This is a genomic window from Kluyvera genomosp. 2 (genome assembly GCF_036759865.1).
Classification (GTDB): Bacteria; Pseudomonadota; Gammaproteobacteria; order Enterobacterales; family Enterobacteriaceae; genus Kluyvera; species Kluyvera ascorbata_B.
Map to the genome: position 1 here is coordinate 1 of NZ_JAPKIA010000015.1, position 2,754 is coordinate 2,754.

3 protein-coding genes and 1 tRNA gene (1 of these 4 only partly in view) are annotated in these 2,754 nt (G+C 53.4%); 2 read left to right on the top strand and 2 right to left on the bottom strand.

The features are described from left to right. The first annotated feature begins 302 nt into the window (after nt 1–302). The gene (gltX, locus tag V6942_RS16400; RefSeq protein WP_106924190.1) at nt 303–1,718 is read left to right on the top strand and encodes a glutamate--tRNA ligase; all 1,416 of its coding nucleotides are present in this window, start codon (nt 303–305) and stop codon (nt 1,716–1,718) included. 41 nt (nt 1,719–1,759) lie between these two features. On the opposite strand, the gene V6942_RS16405 is transcribed toward gltX, so the two are convergent. Together V6942_RS16405 and V6942_RS16410 are read right to left on the bottom strand one after the other, a co-directional pair. After that, nucleotides 1,760–2,155 carry a YfeC-like transcriptional regulator gene (locus V6942_RS16405; protein WP_333501497.1) on the bottom strand — a complete coding sequence of 132 codons (396 nt, stop codon included), beginning with the start codon at nt 2,153–2,155 and terminating at the stop codon, nt 1,760–1,762. 9 nt (nt 2,156–2,164) lie between these two features. Next, a complete protein-coding gene (locus tag V6942_RS16410; RefSeq protein WP_106924192.1) occupies nt 2,165–2,512 on the bottom strand; it encodes a YfeC-like transcriptional regulator in 348 nt (115 codons plus the stop codon). A gap of 216 nt (nt 2,513–2,728) precedes the next feature. Here V6942_RS16410 and V6942_RS16415 point away from each other — a divergent pair. Continuing rightward, nucleotides 2,729–2,754 (top strand) — tRNA-Ala (locus tag V6942_RS16415); it runs 150 nt beyond the window's last position.

A 2,754-nucleotide genomic window follows, 5' to 3' on the forward strand; every position in this document is an offset into this window, starting at 1 on the left:
AACCGCCGACCCCCTCCTTGTAAGGGAGGTGCTCTCCCAGCTGAGCTAATCACCCCCGCTGTGTGGAGTCGCATTATAGGGAGAGTTGAAAATGAGTCAACGCCTTTTCTAAAGAATTTGTTCGTTCGTCGTAAAATTAATCAATGCGATCGCAAAATACGCTATGTTGTATGAATTGTATGCAAAAAATGCAAAGCATGCGCTTGCGGTGGGAACAACCGAATGGGAGTGATAGAATATTGCCCACTTTTATTTCCAGGATTTGCCGGTTGTCGGCATCTTTATAAACGTAAGGCCATTTCATGAAAATCAAAACTCGCTTCGCGCCTAGCCCGACCGGCTATCTGCACGTCGGCGGTGCTCGTACTGCTCTTTATTCCTGGCTTTTTGCACGTAACCACGACGGTGAGTTTGTGCTGCGTATTGAAGACACCGATCTTGAGCGCTCAACCCCGGAAGCCATTGAAGCCATTATGGATGGTATGAACTGGCTGAATCTGGAGTGGGATGAAGGCCCGTACTACCAGACTAAACGGTTCGATCGCTACAATGCGGTGATTGACGAAATGCTGGAAGCGGGCACGGCGTATAAATGCTATTGCTCTAAAGAGCGTCTGGACGCCCTGCGTGAAGAGCAGATGGCAAAAGGCGAGAAGCCGCGTTATGACGGCCGCTGCCGCCATGGTCATGAGCATCATGCCGCTGATGAACCGTGCGTCGTGCGTTTTGCTAACCCGCAGGAAGGGTCTGTTATTTTTGACGACCAGATCCGTGGGCCGATCGAGTTCAGCAACCAGGAACTGGACGATCTGATCATCCGTCGTACCGACGGTTCTCCGACCTACAACTTCTGCGTTGTCGTCGATGACTGGGATATGGAAATCACCCACGTGATCCGTGGTGAAGATCATATCAACAACACCCCGCGCCAAATCAACATCCTTAAAGCGCTGAATGCGCCGGTGCCGATGTATGCGCATGTTTCAATGATCAACGGCGACGACGGCAAAAAACTGTCTAAACGTCACGGCGCGGTAAGCGTGATGCAATATCGTGATGACGGCTACCTGCCGGAAGCGCTGCTGAACTATCTGGTGCGCCTGGGCTGGTCCCATGGCGATCAGGAAATCTTCAGCCGTGAAGAGATGATTGAATTCTTCTCTCTGAATGCGGTCAGCAAATCGGCTAGTGCGTTTAACACCGAAAAACTGCAGTGGCTGAACCATCACTATATCAATACGCTGGCACCGGAATATGTGGCAACGCATCTGCAGTGGCACATTGAGCAGGAAAATATTGATACCCGCGTTGGCCCGCAGCTGTGCGAGCTGGTGAAACTGCTCGGCGAGCGCTGCAAAACGCTCAAAGAGATGGCGCAGAGCTGCCGTTACTTCTATGAAGACTTCAGCGAATTTGATGCCGATGCGGCGAAAAAACACCTGCGTCCGGTTGCTCGTCAGCCGCTGGAAGTGGTGCGCGATAAAATTGCCGCTATCACCGAGTGGACGGCGGAAAACGTGCACCATGCCATTCAGGCGACGGCCGATGAGCTGGAAGTGGGGATGGGTAAAGTAGGCATGCCGCTGCGCGTTGCTGTCACCGGGGCTGGCCAGTCTCCTGCGCTGGATGTGACCGTACATGCTATCGGTCAGTCTCGCAGTATTGAGCGTATCAATAAGGCTCTGGGCTTTATCGCCGAGCGTGAAAGCCAGCAGTAAGAGACCTTCGGGCACAAAAAAAGCGGGGAAACCCGCTTTTTTTACGTCTCGTTGTCGCTCAACCCGAGTCGCGACAGAAATCCGCATATGCCTTCACGCGCTAGCAGCCGGTGCAGACGCTGTTGTTCCACCGGCGTCATATTTTGCAGCACGTCGGCAATCTGCTGCCACACCACCTCGGATGCTTTTGCGCTGTAGCCGGGCGTGGGCTCATCTATCTGGTTGGTCGCCATCATGTGGCGCAGTGCGGGCATATTGGCAAGATAGTCCCGCACTTCCTGGCTCATAAAAATCAGCCGCGCGCGGCCGCCTTTAATGCCCGGTATCGGTTCGGTGCGCCAGCCTTGTTCGCGAATCCAGCGATTGATGGTCTGCCGGGTCATACCGGTGCGTTCGGCCAGCTCTTCAGTCGACATTTTGGCGGGAAGTGTTTTCATCACGAGGGCTTAACCACGAATTTCTAAACGTTGTAATAAACCGCTGATCCCTTCCCGAAGCAGCAGCGAGGTCAGCTGTTTCTGTTCCGACTCGGTCATTTCATCTACCAGCGTGAGCAGCAGCGTATGGAAAGGATTGTCGGTTGCGTAGGGGGCGGTGGTCTCTGCGGCGCGCTGAGCGCTATGGATGAACTCAACGACGTCCTCGTCAACGTGTACAAGTCTGGCTTTGCCGCCCTGAACGCCAGGGCGGGGAGATGTTTTCCAGCCTTCTTTTCGTACCCATTTGTTGATGGTCTGGCGGCTATAGCCCGTCAGGTGGGCGATCTCCTCCGGCGTCATTCGTTCCTTGAGCATGCTATTTCCTGAGTTGCTGTGTGGGAATTACAGGTTCATGTTATAGCATCGTTTTATATGAAAACGTGACACGGATAACTCCTGTTTGCGAGCGAGCGTGGAAAACGGCCCGTTTGTCTGCTTTTTCAGCGGTTAGATGCTGTTAGCGAATTTTGCCGTTGACACTGTGCGAGGGAATTCATATTATGCCGCCCGTCAACACGACAGCTTTACGTTGGGGCTATAGCTCAGCTGGGAGAGCG